This window comes from Streptomyces toyocaensis (genome assembly GCF_000725125.1).
Classification (GTDB): domain Bacteria; phylum Actinomycetota; class Actinomycetes; order Streptomycetales; family Streptomycetaceae; genus Streptomyces; species Streptomyces toyocaensis.
Window position 1 is genome coordinate 102,329 of the sequence record NZ_JFCB01000003.1, and the last position, 18,956, is coordinate 121,284.

18 protein-coding genes are annotated in these 18,956 nt (G+C 69.8%); 6 read left to right on the top strand and 12 right to left on the bottom strand.

Going from position 1 to position 18,956, the window contains the following annotated elements:
* The first annotated feature begins 7 nt into the window (after positions 1–7).
* Both BU52_RS05820 and BU52_RS05825 read left to right on the top strand, forming a co-directional pair.
* Positions 8–1,927, top strand: a complete 1,920-nt coding sequence (locus BU52_RS05820) for a serine/threonine-protein kinase (protein WP_037929716.1) — start codon at positions 8–10, stop codon at positions 1,925–1,927.
* A 146-nt stretch (positions 1,928–2,073) separates the two neighbouring features.
* Positions 2,074–6,549, top strand: a complete 4,476-nt coding sequence (locus BU52_RS05825; RefSeq protein ID WP_037929252.1) for an FtsK/SpoIIIE domain-containing protein — start codon at positions 2,074–2,076, stop codon at positions 6,547–6,549.
* Here the strand turns inward: BU52_RS05825 and BU52_RS05830 are convergent.
* The 3 genes from BU52_RS05830 to BU52_RS05840 are packed head-to-tail and all read right to left on the bottom strand — an operon-like array spanning position 6,518 to position 8,795.
* Complete coding sequence (locus BU52_RS05830; RefSeq protein WP_037929255.1) at positions 6,518–7,012, bottom strand: DUF3592 domain-containing protein; 495 nt, start codon at positions 7,010–7,012, stop codon at positions 6,518–6,520. The two genes, BU52_RS05825 and BU52_RS05830, sit on opposite strands and share 32 nt — an antisense overlap.
* Before the next feature lie 12 nt (positions 7,013–7,024).
* The gene (locus tag BU52_RS05835; RefSeq protein WP_037929258.1) at positions 7,025–8,491 is read right to left on the bottom strand and encodes a hypothetical protein; all 1,467 of its coding nucleotides are present in this window, start codon (positions 8,489–8,491) and stop codon (positions 7,025–7,027) included.
* 10 nt (positions 8,492–8,501) lie between these two features.
* Positions 8,502–8,795 carry an SAV_915 family protein gene (locus tag BU52_RS05840; protein WP_037929260.1) on the bottom strand — a complete coding sequence of 98 codons (294 nt, stop codon included), beginning with the start codon at positions 8,793–8,795 and terminating at the stop codon, positions 8,502–8,504.
* A 92-nt stretch (positions 8,796–8,887) separates the two neighbouring features.
* Here BU52_RS05840 and BU52_RS05845 point away from each other — a divergent pair, with 92 nt between their 5' ends.
* Complete coding sequence (locus tag BU52_RS05845) at positions 8,888–9,169, top strand: hypothetical protein (RefSeq protein ID WP_235216263.1); 282 nt, start codon at positions 8,888–8,890, stop codon at positions 9,167–9,169.
* Positions 9,170–9,274: 105 nt separating this feature from the next.
* On the opposite strand, the gene BU52_RS05850 is transcribed toward BU52_RS05845, so the two are convergent.
* Complete coding sequence (locus BU52_RS05850) at positions 9,275–9,535, bottom strand: WXG100 family type VII secretion target (protein ID WP_037929265.1); 261 nt, start codon at positions 9,533–9,535, stop codon at positions 9,275–9,277.
* Between the two features lie 214 nt (positions 9,536–9,749).
* Here BU52_RS05850 and BU52_RS05855 point away from each other — a divergent pair, with 214 nt between their 5' ends.
* Both BU52_RS05855 and BU52_RS32710 read left to right on the top strand, forming a co-directional pair.
* On the top strand, positions 9,750–10,010 hold the full coding sequence (locus BU52_RS05855) for a WXG100 family type VII secretion target (protein WP_037929269.1): 261 nt from the start codon (positions 9,750–9,752) through the stop codon (positions 10,008–10,010).
* Between the two features lie 138 nt (positions 10,011–10,148).
* Positions 10,149–10,823 carry a hypothetical protein gene (locus tag BU52_RS32710; RefSeq protein WP_051857965.1) on the top strand — a complete coding sequence of 225 codons (675 nt, stop codon included), beginning with the start codon at positions 10,149–10,151 and terminating at the stop codon, positions 10,821–10,823.
* Here the strand turns inward: BU52_RS32710 and BU52_RS05865 are convergent.
* The 8 genes from BU52_RS05865 to BU52_RS05895 all read right to left on the bottom strand — a co-directional run bounded on the left by BU52_RS05865 (position 10,804) and on the right by BU52_RS05895 (position 17,631).
* Positions 10,804–11,181 (bottom strand): hypothetical protein, encoded by a 378-nt coding sequence (locus BU52_RS05865; RefSeq protein WP_051857967.1) that lies wholly within the window; start codon positions 11,179–11,181, stop codon positions 10,804–10,806. The two genes, BU52_RS32710 and BU52_RS05865, sit on opposite strands and share 20 nt — an antisense overlap.
* A 73-nt stretch (positions 11,182–11,254) precedes the next feature.
* Positions 11,255–11,851, bottom strand: coding sequence for a hypothetical protein (locus BU52_RS33275; RefSeq protein ID WP_078903127.1), 597 nt, complete (start codon positions 11,849–11,851; stop codon positions 11,255–11,257).
* 32 nt (positions 11,852–11,883) lie between these two features.
* On the bottom strand, positions 11,884–13,140 hold the full coding sequence (locus tag BU52_RS05870; protein WP_037929271.1) for a hypothetical protein: 1,257 nt from the start codon (positions 13,138–13,140) through the stop codon (positions 11,884–11,886).
* A 20-nt stretch (positions 13,141–13,160) separates the two neighbouring features.
* Positions 13,161–13,913: a hypothetical protein gene (locus BU52_RS05875; protein WP_235216264.1), complete on the bottom strand. Its 753-nt coding sequence runs from the start codon at positions 13,911–13,913 to the stop codon at positions 13,161–13,163.
* Between the two features lie 180 nt (positions 13,914–14,093).
* Positions 14,094–15,149: a hypothetical protein gene (locus BU52_RS05880; protein WP_078903128.1), complete on the bottom strand. Its 1,056-nt coding sequence runs from the start codon at positions 15,147–15,149 to the stop codon at positions 14,094–14,096.
* Positions 15,137–15,790 (bottom strand): hypothetical protein, encoded by a 654-nt coding sequence (locus BU52_RS05885; RefSeq protein WP_037929276.1) that lies wholly within the window; start codon positions 15,788–15,790, stop codon positions 15,137–15,139. The genes BU52_RS05880 and BU52_RS05885 overlap by 13 nt, the downstream gene beginning before the upstream one ends.
* A 90-nt stretch (positions 15,791–15,880) precedes the next feature.
* Positions 15,881–16,918, bottom strand: a complete 1,038-nt coding sequence (locus BU52_RS05890; protein ID WP_235216265.1) for a hypothetical protein — start codon at positions 16,916–16,918, stop codon at positions 15,881–15,883.
* Between the two features lie 41 nt (positions 16,919–16,959).
* Complete coding sequence (locus BU52_RS05895) at positions 16,960–17,631, bottom strand: hypothetical protein (RefSeq protein ID WP_037929278.1); 672 nt, start codon at positions 17,629–17,631, stop codon at positions 16,960–16,962.
* Between the two features lie 598 nt (positions 17,632–18,229).
* Between BU52_RS05895 and BU52_RS05900 the strand changes: the two genes are divergently transcribed.
* A complete protein-coding gene (locus BU52_RS05900) occupies positions 18,230–18,943 on the top strand; it encodes a hypothetical protein (protein ID WP_037929280.1) in 714 nt (237 codons plus the stop codon).
* Positions 18,944–18,956: the final 13 nt, after the last annotated feature.

The window sequence follows — 18,956 nt, forward strand, 5'->3', positions numbered from 1 at the left end:
GGACGCCATGCGGCCGCTCGATGCGGACGAACCCACGGTCGTGGGGCCCTACCGGCTGCTCGGCCGGCTCGGCTCCGGCGGGATGGGCCGGGTCTACCTGGGCCGCAGTGCCGGGGGCCGCACCGTCGCGGTGAAGATCGTGCACCCGCACTTCGCGCTGGACGAGGAGTTCCGCGCCCGGTTCCGCCGCGAGGTCGACGCCGCGCGCCGGGTGGGCGGCGCCTGGACGGCGTCCGTCCTGGACGCCGACCCCGGGGCCCGGGTGCCGTGGGTCGCCACCGCCTACGCGGCCGGTCCCTCCCTCGCGGCGGCGGTCACGGACGCCGGACCGCTGCCCGAGCACACCGTACGGACCCTGGGCGCGGGTCTGGCCGAGGCGCTGACGGCCGTGCACCAACGGGGCCTGGTGCACCGGGACGTGAAGCCGTCCAACGTCCTGCTGACCCTCGACGGCCCCCTGCTGATCGACTTCGGCATCACCCGCGCCATGGACGGCACGGCCTCCCTGACCTCCACCGGCGTCTCGATCGGCTCACCCGGCTACATGTCCCCGGAGCAGATCCTCGGCAAGGGCGTGACGGGCGCGGCGGACGTCTTCTCCCTCGGCGCGGTCCTGGTGTACGCGGCGACCGGACGGCCGCCCTTCCCCGGCGACTCCTCGGCGGCGCTGCTGTACAAGGTCGTGCACGAGCCGCCCGAGCTGGGTGCGGTGGACGGCGAGCTGCGCGACCTGACCGAGGCCTGCCTGGACAAGGACCCGTCCGCCCGCCCGGCCCCGGCCGAGGTGGCCCGCCGTCTCGCCCCGGAGGGCGGCGCGGCCCGCATGGTGGCGGGCGGATGGCTGCCCGGGCCCCTGGTGGAACAGGTCAGCCGGGCCGCGGTGCGCCTGCTGAACCTGGACGCGACGGGGGAGGGGCCGTCGGGGCCGGTGGGGTTCAGCAGGCCATCGGTGGGCGGGACGCCGGCGGGCGACCCCCGGGAGCCGGCGGCCCCGCCGGCCACGGGGCCGCCGGGGGCGGCGGGTGGCGGGCAGGGCGGCCCGTCGCAGGCCGGTGCTCCGGGGACGGTCGCCGCGGGTGGTGTGCACGGCGGTCCGTCGGCCGCGGGGTCGCGGGGCGCGGCGGATGGGGGGCACGGTGGTCCGTCGCGCCTCGACGTCCCGGCAGCCGGCGCTGCGGCCACCGGTGCCTTCGGCCCGCCCCCGGTCATGCCGGCGCCACGGGAGCCGGGCGCGGCCGTCCTCCCCGAACCGCGTGACACACCGACCGACCGGCCCACGGCCGGCCCGGACAACGGTCCACCGGCCGCGCCTCCGCACGCGAGCCCCCACCCGCCCACCCAGCCCGCGGCATCCCACCGCCCCGGCAAGCTCTCCGTCTCCGTCGCCGCCACGGCCGCCCCCGGCCCCAGCGGCAGGGGCCGGCGTGTGAGCTGCACCGTCGCCCTAGCCGTCGCGGGCGCGTTGGCCGCCGTGACCGTGGGCTCCGTGTTCGTGTTCGACCTGCTGCCGGGCGGCTCCTCCCGCGACCGGGCGGGTTCCGGCGACGAGGCGAAGACGCCGCAGGCGCCCCTCACCGTCCCCACCGGCTACCTCGGCACCTGGGAGGGCCAGGCCGGCTCCCGCGAGACGATCGCCATTCCGCTCGGCACGTTCCGGGTGACGCTCCGCCAGGCGAAGGTGGGCGAGCGGGTGGGCACCCTCCGGCACACGGACATCTTCGGTGGCGTCTGCGACGACGTCCTCACGCTGAAACAGGTCACGGAGAAGCAGCTCGTCACGACCTCCGTCGGCGCGAAGACCAACCGTGACGTCTGCGACCAGGCCGCCCACACCGTCCGTCTCACCCCGGTGGGCGACGACCTCGTGTACGAGTCGGACAGCAAGCCCTCCGGACGCCCGAAGGCCCGCCTGTCGAAGGTCGGTTAGGCCGTCCGCCGCTCCTCCCGGTCGCTGTCCGCCGCCCGGGACTCACTAGTGTGTCCCGTCGGCGAGAGCGTCGCGCCGCCGGCCGTCCGACGCCCGGCTGAAGCAACGAACGTGGCCACAGGGGCCGACGGGGAGGGTGAACCGCCATGCAGATGCTGGTCACGGTCGTACGGGAGGGCGGTGAGCCGCAGGACGTCGTCGTCACCACGGACGACACCGCCACCGCGGCCGATGTGGCGCAGGCACTGGCGAGCGCCCTCGGGCAGCCCGGTCATCCGGCCGGCGTGCCCGGTAACGTCGTGGCCCTGCCCGGCGCGTCGGGGCTCTCCCCGTACGGTCACGGTGCGGCCCCGGGGGTGCCGACCCTGTGGGCCGACGGCGAACGCTGCGACCCGGCCGCCCCGGTGACGGCCGTCCTGCAGGACGGCATGCGGGTGTCGGTCGACGACTCGGTGGGCCCGCTGCTGCGCCGGGGAGAACCGGTCGGGCAGTACGAACTGAGAGTGGCCGGCGGCCCCGCCTCCGGCCGGGTGGTCCGGCTGGGAGTCGGTACGGCCACCGCCGGTTCCGCGCCCACCTGTTCGCTGCCCCTGACGGACACCTCGCTGCCGCCGGTCGCCCTCCGGCTCACGATCGACATGAAGGGCGGCACCACGCTCGCCCCCGAGAACGGCGCCGAGGTGCTGCTCGACGACGAGCCGGTCACCTCCGGCGCGCCCTGGCCGCTCGGTGGTGTCGTCCGCGTCGGCGACTCGCTGCTCGTCCTGGACCGGGTGGCCGAACCCGACGCCCACCTGTCCGCGATGAGCGAGGGCGGCCTCGCCTACAACCGCCCGCCCCGCCTGTCCCCGCTGCGGCCCCGGCGCCGGCTCGTGGTGCCCGTACCGCCCACCAAGGGCGACCGGGCGCGCTTCCAGTTCATCCTGGCGTTCATGCCCATGCTGTTCGGCATCGGCATGTACTTCCTCACCCAGCAGATCTACATGCTGCTGTTCTGCCTGATGAGCCCGTTGATGATGGCCGCCCAGTGGCTCAGCGAGAACCGCGAGGGCAAGAAGAAGCACAAGACCTCCGTCAAGCAGTACAAGAAGGACCTCGCCGCCCACGAGGCGGAACTCGCCGTCCTCGCCAAGGAGGAGCAGCGCGCCCGCCGCGCGGACGGCCCCGACCCGGCCGAGATCCTGCTGTTCGCCACCGGACCGCGCCGCCGTCTGTGGGAGCGCCGGCTCACCGACCCGGACGCCCTGCAGCTGAGGGTCGGCACCGGCCACCTGCCGTCCGACGTCGAACTCGTCCCGGGCCGCGGCGGCTCCCTGTACGAGGAGGAGCGCCCGGAGCCGCCCGTCCTGCCGGACGTGCCCGTCACCCTGCCCTTCGCCGAGCTCGGCGTGGTCGGTGTCGCCGGGGACCGGGCCCGCGCCCTGGCCACCGCCCGCTGGCTCGCCGTCCAGGCCGCGGTGCTGCACAGCCCGCGGGACCTCTCCCTCGTGACGCTCGTGTCCACGCCGAGCGCCGGCGCCGACTGGCACTGGGCGCACTGGCTGCCCCACGCCGGTCCCGACCAGGGACAGGACTGCGTCGCGCTGGTCGGCTTCGACTCCGAGGGAATCACCCGCCGCGTCAACGAACTGCTGAACGAACTGGCACGGCGCAAGGCGTCCCGCGAGCAGAACACCATGACGGGACAGCTGTACCCGGACCCCACCGTCCTGCTCGTCCTCGACGGGGCCCGGCTGCTGCGCCGCGTACCCGGTGTGCCGCAACTCCTCGCCGAAGGACCCCGGTACGGCATCCTCGCCCTCTGCGTCGACGAGGACGAGCGCCTGCTGCCGGAGGAGTGCAAGGCCGTCGTCGCCTGGTCCCCCGACGCCGCGCACCACGTCCGGGTCCGCGGCCACGGCTTCGAGGCCGCGGGGGACGTCCTGGCCGACCAGGTCACGCCGGAGTGGTGCGAACTGCTCTCCCGCTCCCTCGCCCCCGTCCGCGACGTCAGCCGGGACGACGCGGGCAGCGCCCTGCCCACCTCCGCCCGGCTGCTGACCCTGCTCGGCATGCCGGACCCGGCCGGGACGGACATCGAGCGGATCTGGCGGGCGGGCGGCTCCACCACGGCGGCCCCCGTCGGCATCGCCGCGGACGGACCCTTCGTCCTCGACATCCGCCGGGACGGACCGCACGCGCTGGTCGCCGGTACCACCGGCGCCGGCAAGTCGGAACTGCTGCAGACGATCATCACCTCGCTGGCCGTCGCCAACCGGCCCGACGCCCTCAACTACGTGCTCATCGACTACAAGGGCGGCAGCGCCTTCATGGACTGTGCCCGGCTGCCGCACACGGTCGGCATGGTCAGCGACCTGGACGCCCACCTCACCGAGCGGGCCCTCGCCTCGCTCGCCGCCGAACTGCACCGCCGGGAGAAGATCCTCTTCGACGCCGCCGCCAAGGACATCGAGGACTACAACGACACCCGCAAGCTCCGCCCCGAGCTGGAGCCGATGCCGCGACTGGTCCTGGTCATCGACGAGTTCGCCTCGCTGGTCGCCGAACTCCCCGACTTCATCGCGGGCCTGGTCGACATCGCCCGCCGGGGCCGTTCCCTCGGCGTGCACCTGGTCCTGGCCACGCAGCGGCCCGCCGGTGTGGTCAGCGCGGACATCCGCGCCAACACCAACCTGCGGATCGCGCTGCGGGTGACGGACGCCTCGGAGTCCATCGACGTCATCGAGGCGCCGGACTCGGGCGCCATCGCCAAGTCCACACCGGGCCGCATGTACGTCCGCTCCGGGGCGCAGTCCCTGGTCGGGGTGCAGTCGGCGCGCATCGGCGGCCGCCGTCCCGCCACGGGCGGCACCGGCCCGAAGGCGACCCTGCTGCCGCTGCCCCCGACCGCCTACGGCCGTCCGCTGCCCAAGCGGGCCGAGGCCGAGGACGACGGCACCATGGTCACCGACCTCGCCGTCCTCGTCGACGCGGTGCGCGACGGCGCCCGGCGCATGGGCTTCGGCGAACAGCGCAGCCCCTGGCTGCCGCCCCTGTCCGAGCACGTCACCCTCGACGAACTCGCCGCGTTCGGTGGGCAGCCGGCGGAGACCGGGCCGACGGACGTGGCTCCCATCCCGTACGGCCTGATCGACCTGCCGGCCAAGCAGTCCCGTACGCCGCTGTCCCTGGACCTCGTGCACGGCGAGCACACGATGCTGCTCGGCGGCGCCCGCTCCGGCCGCTCCACCGCCCTGCGGACACTGGCGGGCTCGCTCGCCCGCGGCACCTCCCCGCACGACGTGCACCTCTACGCCATCGACTGCGGTTCCAACGCGCTGCTGCCGTTGATGCGGCTGCCGCACGTCGGCGCCGTGGTGACCCGCGACGAGCCGGACCGGGTCCGGCGCCTCATCGAGCGCCTGCTGGCGGAGATCGCCCGGCGGCAGCAACTCCTCGCCATGGAGGGCGCGTCCAGCGCCGCCGAACAGCGCGCGACGGCCGCCCCGGAGGACCGCCTTCCCTGGATGGTGCTCCTGCTCGACAGCTGGGAGGGCTTCGCCTCCGCCTTCGAGGCCTACAACTACGGCCAGTTGCTGGAGGCGGCCCAGCGCATCTTCCGCGAGGGTTCCGCGGTCGGCCTCAAGGTCGTCATGACCGCCGACCGCAGCGGACTGAGCGGCCATGTCTCGTCCGCCTTCGCCGACCGCCTGGTGCTGCGTTTCGCCGACCCGAACGACTACTCCACGGCCGGACTCCAGCCCCGCGAGGTCCCCAAGAACATGCCTCCGGGACGGGCCCTGCGCCTCACCGACACGGGCGTGGACGAGACCCAGATCGGCCTGCTCACGGACGACCCCGCCGGTCAGGCACAGGTGCGGGCACTGCGCGAGATCGCGGAGGAGGCGGCGGCCCGGCACGGCCGGGTACCGGCCGGACGACGCCCCATGCGGGTGGACGCCCTGCCCTCGCGCATCACCGTGCCGGAGGCTCTCGCCCTCGACCCGGACTTCACACCGCCGTCGCCGCTCTGGGCGCTGATCGGCGTCGGCGGCGACGAACTCCAGCCCGTCGGCATCGACCTGGAGGAGAACGGCCCCGGCTTCGTCATCGCGGGCCCGCCCAAGTCCGGCCGGTCCACCCTCCTGGTCGCCGCCACACAGACGCTGCTGCGCTCCGGCACCCCCGTGGTGCTGGTCACCCCGCGCCGTTCACCGCTGCGCGAGCTGGAGGGCCGGGACGGCGTCCTGGGCCTGCTGAACGCCGACAGCCGCGAGGACGACCTGGACGAGCTGGTGGACAAGGCGTCCGGCGGCTCCTACGTCGTGATCGTCGACGACGCGGAACTCCTCTACGACACCCGCCTCGACGAGGCCCTGGAGACCGTCGTCCGCAAGGGCGCCGACGGCGGCATCGGCCTCATCGCGGCCGGCGCCACCGACAGCCTCTCGGGCCAGTACCGCGGCTTCGCCGTGGAGGCCCGCAAGTCCCGCAACGGCATGCTGCTCACCCCCCAGAGCCCGTCGGAAGGCGAACTCTTCGGCATCCGCCTGCCGTCCAACAGCGGCGGGGGAGCAGCGGGCAGCGGGCTGTTCGTGACGGGAGGGTCGTTCATGCCGGTGCAGGCGGTGATGAACGGGTAGGGGGATCGCGGAGCAGCCGCCGGCGGCGGACCATACCGACAACCGCACCCGTGAGGAGAAACACGGCGATCGCCGTGCTGCCGTATGCGGGCAGATTGGCGGGAGGGTCCGTAACCCAGGCGTGGGGGAGGCTGCGGTGGGGATCGTCGGGGTCGTAGGTGACGAGCAGCGTGTCGCCGGGTTGCACATCGGGGAGCATTCCGGCGTAGTCCCACAGCTTCTCTTGGGTTTCTGACCTGTCCCCTTGGAGGAACTGCACCTTCACGTACTTGGGCTTGCTGTCGGCCTCGGTGACCCGTGCAGCGACGGTGACTCCGTTGTCGCGCAGATCGTGAACCAGAGAGCGGGACGGAAGCCAGAAGGCGAGAGCCAGACCGGCGCACAGCAGGGCTCCCCCGAGGACCCCGATGATGACGCGTGGCTGGGGGACCGGAGGGTAAGTCTGCGCTTGGCTGCTATCCATAGTTGAGCCGCCTCATGAGAACCACCCGCTCACCGTCTTCCTGACGTCCGACGCAGCAGCAACAACGGCTCTCCCGCCGTCCTTCACGGTGTCCGTGACCGCGTTGACGGCCCTCTTTCCGGCTTCGCTCTTGATGATGTACGAAATGCCGTAGCCGGTGCCGAAACCAATCACCACCCCAGCGCTGATGCCCCACCCGAGGGGTCCACCGGCCAGCGCGACTCCGGCCACACCAAGCCATGTGCCACCAGCCCCGGCCGCCATCCCGCCCACGTTGGCCGCGACGGCGACGTCCTTCTCCTCGCCGTGGCCGATGTCCCAGCCGATCGCCCCGACGGTGAGAACCGTGCCGACCAGCGGCAGCTTGCCGCCCGTGTGGAGGGCGCGGCCGAACAGCGTGGCCGAGTTCGGCGGGGCGAGACCGGGAACCCTGCCGATCAGCCAGCTTCCCCCGTCCGCCACGGAGAACTCCATCAACCGTGAGAACGACCCCATGCCGAACCTGGCGAGGACGCGCTCCGCCTCCCGGGCGGACTGCCTGGCGGCCCGCGCGGCCCGCCTGGTGTCCTTCTTGAACCTCCGCCGCTCCTCAGCCGACATGCTGTCGACGCGCCGCTGATACAGCCGGCTCGCCTCGTCGGAGAAGCTCTGCGACCGTTCCCAGAAGTGCCCGGCGTACTTCGCCTGCATGCCGATGACGGACGCCAGCAGGCCCGCCGTGTCGGACCACGTGTCCGCCGGGTCACCGAGCTTCCTCACCGCGATCGTCGTGTGCCTCCACGCGACGGCCCACAGCTCGGCGTCGTCGCCCTGCAGGAGTGCCCGGTTGAACACGGCCGTCGGCTCGCCCCTCCCGATCTCACCGTGGAAGAGGGCGACCGCCTTGGTGAAGCCGGGAGCCGGGGGATCCGCGTCGACCGCGGTGGTGAAGGCGAGGCCGAACAGCTTCGCGTCGGCCTCCGCCGTCGGCGCCTTCGCGGCGGCGACGGTCACCGGCAGCTCCTTCAGCACCGCCGGATCGATCGTCGCGTAGAAGGCCGAGGCGAAGTCCGGGTCCCCCTTGTGCTCGGCCAGCACCGACGCGATCCGGTGGAACTCCGCGCCTGCCGCACCCGGCGGGAGCCCCGCCGCTTCGTCGATCTCCTCGGCGAGCGCCCTGCCCTTCGCCCTCGCCTCACCGATCCCCGAAACGGGCTCACGCACCGGGACCATGGCCCCGGATCCGCCCTGGAACCCCCCTCGGCCCTTTTCCATGGCCGCCGCCAGGGCCTGCCGCCGGCGCAGTATGGGGAGTTCGTCGTCCACCCAGCCGGCGATCCTCCCGATCTCCGTCAGGTGTGTCGTGTCCAGGCCGAGCGCACGGAACCGGGAGAGGTAAACAGTTCTCGCGCCGTGCAGCGCCTTGCTGCCCGATTCCAGGTCCTTGATGGTCCTCAGTAGGTTGTCCGGATTGATGCCGGAGAAGTTCGGGTCGGCCATCACGCGCTTCCTAATGCGTGCCGACGGCGAGCCGCGGATCGACCAGAACCGCTTCGGCGCCGGATCCCAGGAGCGCCTCGTCGACCTCGCCCACCGGGAGGGCCACCCACGTCTGTTCCTCTCCCATCGCCTCGACCAGCAGGGAGACCGAGGTGAACGCGAGGGCGACGAGCCGGAACCGGCCACCCTCCCCGGTGACGGGGACGAGGGTCACCTCGACGGTGTCGTCGGCGAGCGGGGAACCGTTCATCGTGGGGAGGACGAGGTATTCGGGCTCGTTCTCGGTCGTACCGCTGGAGGCCATTGGCCTAGATTATGAAAGGGCGGCAACGGGGGCAATTCCGAGCGCGATACTTAATTCGGAAGGTAATACTGATGGTGGAGTCCATATCGAAAGTGCCGAATCCCAGAAAGGCGGATCTGCGGAAGCTGCGCAATGACCTCGCCAAGGAGGTGGAAAGCCTCAGCAGGGCCCTCAAGGGGCCGGCGGAGGACATCGGCGGTGACAAGGTCTGGGTGGGGAAGAACGCGCGGTCCTGGCACCGCGAGTTGGCCGGACGCCACCGGAAGCTGGGCGAACAGGTGGGCAGACTGCTGCCGATGCTCGACGCGGCCATCCGGGATGAGCCCGAGAAGGTGTCCGCGGCCCAGGCGCGTACGTACCAGCGGAGCGTCTGACGCCCGGTCCCCGTACGAACGCCGCCGGGGCGCCCGGGCCGACCCTTGAGGGTCGTGGCCCCGGCGCCCCGGCCGGCTGTGCGCTCCGCGCGATCCGCCGTGGAATCAGGTGGCGCGCTCGATGTTGTCGGCGCTGGTGTTCGCGGACTTGCTGGCCTCGTTCAGCGTGTCGACCCACTTCTCGAAGGTCGGCTTCACATCGCGCCAGTCGTCCCGGAAGCGGTCGGCCTTCGGGCCCTTCCAGTAGCCGGAGCTGTCTGCCGTGGCCGACTGCAGGTCCTTGATCAGGACCTGCAGGTCGTGCGCCTTCCGGGCGTACGTCTTCGACAACTCCCGGAGCCGTGTGAGATCTGCACCGCGATCCATGGCGATCCTCCCCGTGTCATCAGGAACAAGCGGACTGTCCGTTTGCAACAGTGGACGCTATCGCACCACGGCCAGTTCCCGCCGGGACGAGCGGGGTTGGGGTGATCGAGTGAACAACTCGTGTTCTTCCGGGCTGAACTGAGGGAAGGGCCCCGGACGGTGCTCCCGCGGATGCGACCGTATCCTGGCTGCCGAGACAGCGGGGGAGGCTGCCATGGCGAATCCTGACATACAGGAACTCAACCAGCGGGCCGGTCAGTTGCGATCGCTGGCCGACCACATCGACTCACTGGTCGACACCGCCAAGAACCACAGCACGACCGGGATGAAGTCCTGGGCGGGTCCGAACGCGGACGACGTCCGGGGCAAGCTGAGGGGCTGGCAGACGAAGTGCGGCACCGTCGCCAAGGCCCTGCGCGACGAGGCGCAGCAGTGCACGCAGGACGCCAAGGACCTGCAGGACAAGAAGAAGTAGCCGGCGTCACCGCCGTTGATCGGGAGGAACCCGGCCAGTGCCCCCGTACGACATCCCCGGAGCGCGCTTCCGGCCCACCGACCATCACAGCGCAGTCGTCGCCGATCAGGGACGGCCGGGAGAGAACGGCTCCGCAGCATGACGGCCCCGTCCGTCGTCACCGGCGTCGAGACGCGTCGTGTCCGGGCGTCGGGACGGCGGTGGTGGGCGGGGACCCTCTGGGTTCTGCTCGGCACACCGATCGTGCTGACGGGCTGTGGATGGATCGCACAGCGGCCGGGCTTCCTCCCGACGCTGCTCTCCATGGTCGTGGCCCTGGCGGTCCTGGGGACGGCCTGGGTGATGTGCGGTGCGAAAGCGGGCGCGGGCGTCGCGGTGTCCGGGTTCGTGTTCCTGCTCTTCGTGGGGCCCACGCTCGGCGACTACGTCATCCACCACCGCGGAGTGCGACACGACGCCCTGGTCGTGGACGTCAGTGACTACCGGGGCAGGGGCGGCCGCGAGCGCCCGCTGTGCACGGTCGTCCTCACCGGCGCCGACCGGGGCCGCACCATCGAGCTGGGCGACACCGGCGGCTGCGACGACGGCCTCACGGTGGGCAGCCACGTCACGCTCGTGGACGACCCGGAGGGGTGGGTGGCACCGCGACTGGGCAGCGAGGTCAGGGGAGTGGCGCCCTATCTGCCGTGGACCCTCGCGGGCCTCCTGAGCGGACTGGAGACCTGCGCCCTGTACGGCAGGCTGCGACGGCGCGTCCGGAACGTCGGCGGGGCTGCCGGTGACGGATACCCCACTACGCGCTCGTTCGGGTGAGCTCGGCGGCCTGTTCCGTCAGCGCCGACACCTCGAACCGCACCCCCGCGAACTCCACCGTCTCCCCGACCCGCACGTCCTTGTAGCCGGCGACCGGGATCGCTGCGCAGTTCGCGTCGATACCGGCGGTGCCGGTGGCCGTGTCGACGTAGGAGACGGTGATGGACAGGCCCGTGGGGAAGCGCTGCACTCCGCCGTTGGCGACGAGGTGCAGTTCCTTGCCCTTCGCCCGGAAACCGGCCGCGGCGGCGGCCATGACGTCCTTGCCGGTGGTGAAGCACAGGGGCGCGTCCGCCGAACCGCCGACCGACTCCAGGGACTCGGCCGGCACGACCACCGCCACGGAGCCCCGGGACAAGGTACCTACTCACCGGCCTGTGCACCGGCTTTCTCCTTCGTGTCACCCGTGACGAATCACGCCCAGATCAATCTCAAGAGAGCGTGGACAGCGCGTCCAAAAACCTTCCCGGTGCCGAAATCACGGCACCACGAAACGACAGGTTGCGCGTATAGACGCCCTCGAAAAGGATGGCGACACTGAGGTCCACAGAGTCCACAGCCCCGTAAGCGGTTCCAGAAATATTCTCCGGATTCACCCCGCTGGAACGGGCCATGGTCACCTGGGACTCCGGGCGTTCCAACACGTGATGTCGCCGGTTGCCCTCCTCGCGGTACCGGTACTCACGCCCAACGGCCCAGATTTTCAGAGCCCGGGCTCGTCTGCTTATCCGCAATGTCTTCCGGGTGAAGGATGCATGCTGTCCTGCCACGTTCAACTTCCCTTCGGCCATGCGGGGCAGGCCGCCGTATCGAAGGCCTTTGAATGAAGAGGTGGGAAGGCTATCGCCGGTCACCATGGCACCGACAATGCCCCTGGGGTCGGACGTGGAGACGACTTCCAGCGCGGGCACGATAAGTTCGACGGAACCCAACCGCCCCACGGTGCCGCGCCAGAAGGTAAGGTGGGCCTGTTCCCGCGAAGTGACAGTGTTCGTGTGTCGTTGCAGTGCAAACGAGATTGTGGACATTATTCGACCCTGACCTCTTCCGCTCTCAAGCTTCAATCAAAGGGGTTGAGCGCACTGCCCAGCGATTTCGCACCGTCGGCGAGTTTTCCAGCTCCCTCGCTGATCTTCTCGCCTGCCCAGGCGCCGGCATCGGCGACCTTGCCAGGGAACTCCTTGACGGTTTCCCAGTTGTCGACGATGGTCGCGACACCATAGACGGTCCCTGTGACTGCGGCCGCGCCGATCGTGATCGGGGTGGGCGCGACCATGGCCGCTGTCAGAGTGGCGTTGAAGGCTACGCCGGAAGCCTTCGCCACGTACCCGGCCTTGTCCCGCTTGAAGGCCTCGATCGGGTGCCCCTCCTGCGCGAGGTCGACGGCACCGATGACCGTGGACACCGCGCTGCCGCCGATGCCGGCCGTGCGCCAAAAGCCGCCTGTGCGCAGCGCCGACCCGGCTCCCGAGGCGAAGGCACTCAGCCGACTCGCTCCGGTTGCCCTGCTCAGAGCGCCGGCGTTCTTGCCGACCTTGAGCAGGTTCGCCTGCCACGCCCACTGTCTCCCCGAAAGCGCAGCGAGGCTGTCCTTTCCGGTCAGTGCATCAAGAATCGGCGCCGGAGTGCGTGCTCCGATGCTCGCGGCCAGGGAACGGATACGGGCAGGAATGAAGCGGGAGGTCGACTGCCCCTTCAGGAGCTGAGCCAGCGTCGTTCCGGGCGCTTTCAAGAATTCGACACGGCCGGGCACCTTCAGGCTCTTGAAGTACTTCATGAGATCCAGCGTGCCCATCGCAGCCATTTTGAAGGCGCCCGGAACCGTGGAGGTCATCGCAGTCAATGTAATGTAGTCTTCGACTACCTCCCCGAGATTCTCGTTGCCCGAGACCTCGGCGACGGCGTCACCCTTGATACGGTCGATCCAATCCTGGAGCGTTTCCCCCTTCTGCCTCTCCAGCCACTTGGTGTCGAACTTGTCTCCGTTCGCGACGGAGGCGTTCGCGATCAGCATCGCATCAGGCGGAAGGTTCGCGCCTTTCAGCTCCTCGGGAGTAAAACCGGCGTACAGTGCCGCAGCCCTGGGATCGCCGTTCTCGGCCCGAAGAATGGCCGCACGTCGACGGAGGTCGATCGCCGTGTCATCCGTCCAGCTCAGCATGGGCTTCAGGGGGCTCAGTGTCCCCGTCACACCGAGGCGTGCCGCTCGGGTGAAGGCCTCGTCCAACTTGTCCCGCAACTCGCCTCTGCCATCGAGGAGCTTAGCCAGGTGTTCCATGTCCCCGGGATTGGCCATGCGTTTGGAACTGTCGCTCATTTTTCCCCGTGATCGCGTTCTCAGAAGGCGGGCTGAGCCTGCGGCGCGGGACCGAGCTGGGCCCCGTCGGGCAGCAGATTCGTGATCATTTGCCAGATTTCCTTCGCCGTGGTACGCCGGACCCTCAACTCGCTGCTCTTGTCCACCTGCCCATCGAGGACCGGATCGGCGGGCAGTTCCCTGAGCCAGTAGCCCTCGATTCCGCAGTCCCAGACAGCGAGCGCCGATACAGCCAGTCCGTTTTCCAGTGTCGCTTGCGTCGTTTCTCCCTTCCAGGCAACAGTCATGCGCCACATGCAGTTCAGCTGAGACAGCACCTCCGCCAACCGCACCGGTGCTTCCGCCGCCTCGGCCACAGCCCCTGGCTCCCCGAACCGCCCCGTTTCCATATGGGTGACCACGCCGTCAAAAGAGCCCATCGTCGAGACGATCACCTCGTCGCCCTCCACCGCCTCCACGACGTCCCGGTGCAGGTCCACCATCCTGGCCAGGGACCAGACCAGCGTCTCGGGTTCCGCGGGGACGTACTCCGACTCAGCATCACCGGGCCAGTTCTCGTGCGTGAAGATGAAGTCGTCGCCGATGACGGCTCCGCTGTGGGTGAGGCCCTGCGAGCCGCTCATTTCCACCTGCACGATCACCCGCGGTTCCATGAGCGTCATGACAAGCGGATACAAGTCGGCTGAGATCTTGTCAGCGGCATCAATGAGGCCTGACTCCCGAAGCTCGGAGAGGGCCCCGAACAGTTCCTCGGGAATCTGTTCCTCCGCCACAAGTAGCCCCAGCACACTGATGTGGGAGTCGGAGAGTCGGAGCCGACGTCGGGCTGGGTCTACGGAAGGCATGGTGTGATTCCCCCTGACGGAAAAGGTGCATGAGTTGGGGACGATGGCCAATGTCGGTCTTGATAGCGCCGACGTGTCTTCGCGGCCTCGAGCGGGTTCCGCTTCCCATCAGCGATTGACAGCCTGAATCTCCTGGACGGTCACGGCCTGGTCGTTCCCGAAGGTGCCGTCCGGCAGGTCGCCGCCCGCGCCGCCGGTGCCTTCCCAGGTGATGTCCCACGTGACCGTGGCCTGCAGGGCGAAGGTGCCGTCGCCGGACGAGCGTAGGTACTTGAGGCCGCAGGGCGGAGTGTCGTCGGCCTTGCCCTTGGCGTAGGGCTCGCCGATGGAGCCGTCGGCGTTGATGGTGCACTCGCCGGAGGCCGGGTACGTCTCAGCGTCCGGAGTGCCGGGCTCCAGCTTCAGGGAGACGGGCTTGGCGGTCGTGGTGGCCTGGATGGCGAGCGCGCCCGCGTCGATGGCGGCGGTGACCGAGACCTCCTTGAACCTGGCCTTGTCCAGCCAGGCCCACGTGGGCAGGTTCACCTTCGTCGTCTGCTCGGGGGCGAGGGTCACCTCGGTCGCCGGCAGTTCGATGCGGCTGTAGGCGAGTTCCGCGAGGACTTCGGGGGTGATGGCCTCGGCGACGGGGACGGGGTCGCCGTTCGGGACCCAGAAGGGCAGCCTGTTGCAGGCCTGGGCCTCGGGTTCCATCATGCGGTCCTCGTCACGGACGGCGACCCACCAGCTGCCCTCGTCCTTCTTGTCGAGGTTGTAGTTCTTGTACGTGCCGTCCTTGTAGTCCTTCCGGAACATGCCGACCGCGCTCTTGGCGTAGCTGTGCTGGCCGGGGGTGCTCACGTTCTCGTCGTACATGTTCTCCACGTATGTACGGAACTCCTCGGCGGACCGGGGCTCGTACCAGCAGGCCGGGGGAGTCCAGTTGCCCACGGGCTTCAGGCTGCCGCCGCCGTCGCCGTCGCCGCCCTGGGTACCGGCGGTGGATCCGCGGTAGACGACCCTGGAAACGAGGCTGCTGCCGTCGCGCCCACCGCTCGTCTCCGTCTTCTGCCCGTTCGACGCACCTGGTGTGCCCCAGGCGTACGCCGTCCCGGGTACCAGGGCGAGCATCCCGGCAGCCGCCCCCGTGACCAGCCAACGACGCCGTGCCCTCACTTCACGCATGCCTTGCTCCCCCGCTCGGACTCAAGCTTCGTGGTCTGCCAGATTCCCTCGCCGTTCTTCTCGAGGCGCGTGCTGTACAGCACGTAGGAGTCATCCGTTGCGGGAACCTTGTTCACTTCGTTCGTCTTGCGGTTCTTGTTGTACGCCTTGCTCTCGTCGGCGCAGTACGCGACGCCCGCCGACTTCTTGTCGAACACGCTGATGTCGGCCGCGTAGTAGCGCACGGTTCCGGAGTAGGTGAGCCCGGCGTCCACGATCCCCTTGACCCAGTCCTGACTGCCGGCGAGAGCCGTACCGGTCTGGTAGAAGCGCAGCGCGGGGGATTCGGGATCGCCCTTTGTGACCGCGTACGTCACCGCTGTCTGCGCCCTTCCGGCATCCGCCAGGATGGCGTCCTTCGTGGCATCGCCGGTCTTCCAGCCTTCGAACGTCTCCTCGACGTCCTGGGGCAAGGCCATGTCGGGGCGCTCGGCCGTCGCGTCTGATCCGCCGGGTGATGCCGACGCAGTGCTACTTCCCGTGTCCGCCCCGGCGATCTCGTCGTCCGTGCCGGACTTCTCCTCTCCGCCGCCGCACGCGGTCAGCAGCAGGGTCGCCGTGGTGGCGAACGCGACAGCAACGGGCAAAGAGCGGCGCTTCACAGTGACTCCCCGTGGGACGGATGTGCAATCAAGGACGATGACGGTATCGGTGGGGTTCCAGGCCGGACAGGACACCTCAAGAGGCCTGCCTCATCTGTTGACGGACTGAATTTCCTGGACGGTCACCTCCTGGGTGGCGCCGAAGGTGCCGTCGGGCAGGTCGCCGCCCGCGCCGCCCGTGCCGGTCCAGGCGATCTCCCAGGTGATGGTGGCCTGGAGATCGAAGGTCCCGTTGCCGGAGGAGCGGAGGTACGTGATTCCGCAGGGCGGTGTCCGGTCGGCCTTGCCCTTGGCGTAGGGCTCGCCGATGGAGCCGTCGGCGTTGATCGTGCACTCGCCGGACGCGGGGTACGTCTCGGCGTCGCCGGTGCCCGGCTCCAGCTTGAGTGACACCGGCTTGGCGGTCGTCGTGGCCTGGAGGGCGAAACCGGGGACGTTGATGGCCGCAGTGGCCTGGACCTCGTCGAAGACGGCCTTGTCGAGCCAGGCCCACGTCGGCAGATTCACCTTGGTGATTCCCTCGGGCGCGAGGCTGACCTCGGTGTCGGGCAGTTGCATGTGCTGGTAGGCGAGGGCGGCGAGTATCTCCGGGGTGATGGCCTCTTCGTACTGGGGCGGCGGGGCCTCGCCGTTCTCGACCCAGAAGGGGAGGTCGTTGCAGGAACTCCGCTTGAGGATGTCTGGTTCGTCGGGGTTCTCGACGGCGGCCCAGAACATTCCCTCGCCGTCCTTGTCGACGTTGTAGTCCTTGTAACCCGGGGTGTCGGTCCAGCCGTACTCGTCCTCGTAGTGCCGCTGCAACTCGCTCAGCGCCGCGCCTGCGTGGCCGCCCATGCCCGGCGCGTTCATCTGGCCCTCGATGTCCTTGGACATCTTCTTCTTGAAGTCCTTGGCGCCGAGATACGGGGCGTACCAGCAGGGTGGCGGCGTCCAGTTGACGTCTGCTGACGTCACGTTGCCCGTGCCGCCGTTCTTGGCGACGGATCCGGAGTACGTGATCCGGGCGGCGGCGTGGATGCCGGTCCGGTCACTGCCTCCCGACTGCTCCGTTGCGGAGCCCTGGGTGTTGCTCGGCTGCTCTCCCGCCTGAGCCGGCTCCGCGAGGGCGATGCCGAGGGTGAGCGTCAAGGCGGCCGCAGCGATGGCGGGGGTCGTAGGGCGTGACCTGGTCACTGGCACTTCGCTGCCTTCCCCTCGACGTACACCTTTGATGCCTGCCACAAGCCGTCTCCTGTGGGAAGCTTGACCATGATGATCTTGAAGTAATCAAAGTCCGTGATGCTGGGCGTGCCCTTGAGGATCTTTCCGGTCTTCATCTCCTTGGAATAGAAATTGCTCGAGTCCACGCAGAAGGCGACCTCCACCGATGTGCCGTTCGGCGCGGACCTGGTGCTGGCCCGGTAGTGGCGCCTGGTGCCGGTCGCCGTCCAGCCGCCCTCGAGTCTGGCGTCGATCTGCGTCCTCGCGTACTTCGAGCCGTCGCCGGTGGAGTAGGCGACCAAGGCGGCGTCCTCTGTCGTGCGCTGGTCAACGCCTCGGTAGATGGCACGAACGTAGTTCGCGGCGTCGTCCATGGCGGCCGCCTCGTTCTCGTCCTCGGGCTTCTCCCAGTCGAAGACCAGATTGATGTCCGCGGGCAGAGACACGTCCACGCCGTCCGGCTTGTCCTCCGCCGGTACGCCCGAGGGTGCCGCCGACTTGCTCGGCTTCCCCGTCCCCTGGTCGGCGCCGGCGATCTTGTCGCCGTCACCGGACGTGTCATCCCCGCCTCCGCATGCCGTCAGGAGCAAGGTCGCGGCGGCGGTGAACGCGGCAGCAACGGGCAGAGTTCGGCGCTTCACAGTGAGCTCCCCGTGAGACGAGACGTTTCCAGTGCACTGACGATATCGGTGGGGTTCTCGGTTTCACCAACGCGAACTGTCCAACAGAATCAGGTGAATCAGCAGCACCCGACGGGGAGTTGCCGTGTGCATGCGATGGGGTGGCGCCGAACCGCACGCCCGTCACGGCCGCTCTCAACGTCTGCCCACCGGTTCCGGTGGCGGTCCGGGCCTGGTCACCCGGTGCTCTCGTGAGCAGGTCGGGCAGGGCTCATGGGCGGTGTGTGTGGGGCTGCGCGGCCTCCCGCCGCCCGAGGCTGCGGCAGTTCGCTCGCGCACCGGTGAGCGGCGTGGCCCAACCGGCGTGTTCAAGCGCCAAGTTGCTGATCGGTAATTGTGTCAACGGTGGGGCGCGTGAGGTCCGTTCCGCCTTGAGGGGCTTATGTGTGGCTGATACGGTGCGATGGCTTGACACTCACCTCGGCGTTGGATATCCGCCCAGGTCGGGCCGGTACGTCCGGCGCGTCCCGCATGTCTGCGCGCGAGCGGACGGGGATGAAGTGTCCGGAATTTCAGGGAACTTGGCAGACATCGTCTTGGGTGTACGGGGAGCGGTTGCGTGAGGATCCAAGAGCGTGCGGGGGCGGGCGCCGGCCGTTCCGCGGTGCCGGCCGGACCGGCGGTCGGTGACCGGCTTCCCACCCCGCCTCGCGAGCGCAAACCGGCGCTGGCCGCGCTCGCGGTGCTGCTGATCCTCGTCGGCGCGCTGGGCGTCACGACGCTCGTGCTGCGGGCGGGGGAGCGCATCGAGGTCATCAAGCTCACGGACACCGTCCCGGCCGGCGAGGCCATCACGGACGGCAAGATCACCTCCGTGATGGTGAACGAGGACTCCAGCGCCAACTTCGTCCCCTGGGAGCAGCGGCACGACCTCATGAAGCTCCAGGCGAAGTCGACCCTGTACAAGGGCACCGTGCTCGTCGGGGAGATGTTCGCCAAGAGCAGCGGTCTCGAGCAGGGCGAGGCGACCGTCGGTGTCTCCCTCAAGGACGGCCAGTACCCGCCCAACATCAAGGCCGGGGACCACGTCGCCGTGTACCGCGTCGGCGGCCGCGCCTCCGGGGAAGGTGACGAGGAGACCGGCTCGGCGGGCGCGGGCAACTCCCTCCTCGTCGAGCGTGCCCTCGTCGCCGACGTCAAGCGGAGCAACGACGACGTCGTCAGCAGCACCAGCCTTCCGGTCGAGCTGACCGTGCAGGCCTCCCAGGCCGCGGCGCTGACCCAGGCCGCGTCCGCCGGTGAGGTCGCCGTCGTACTGATTCCCGGCAACTAGAAGGCAGCCGACA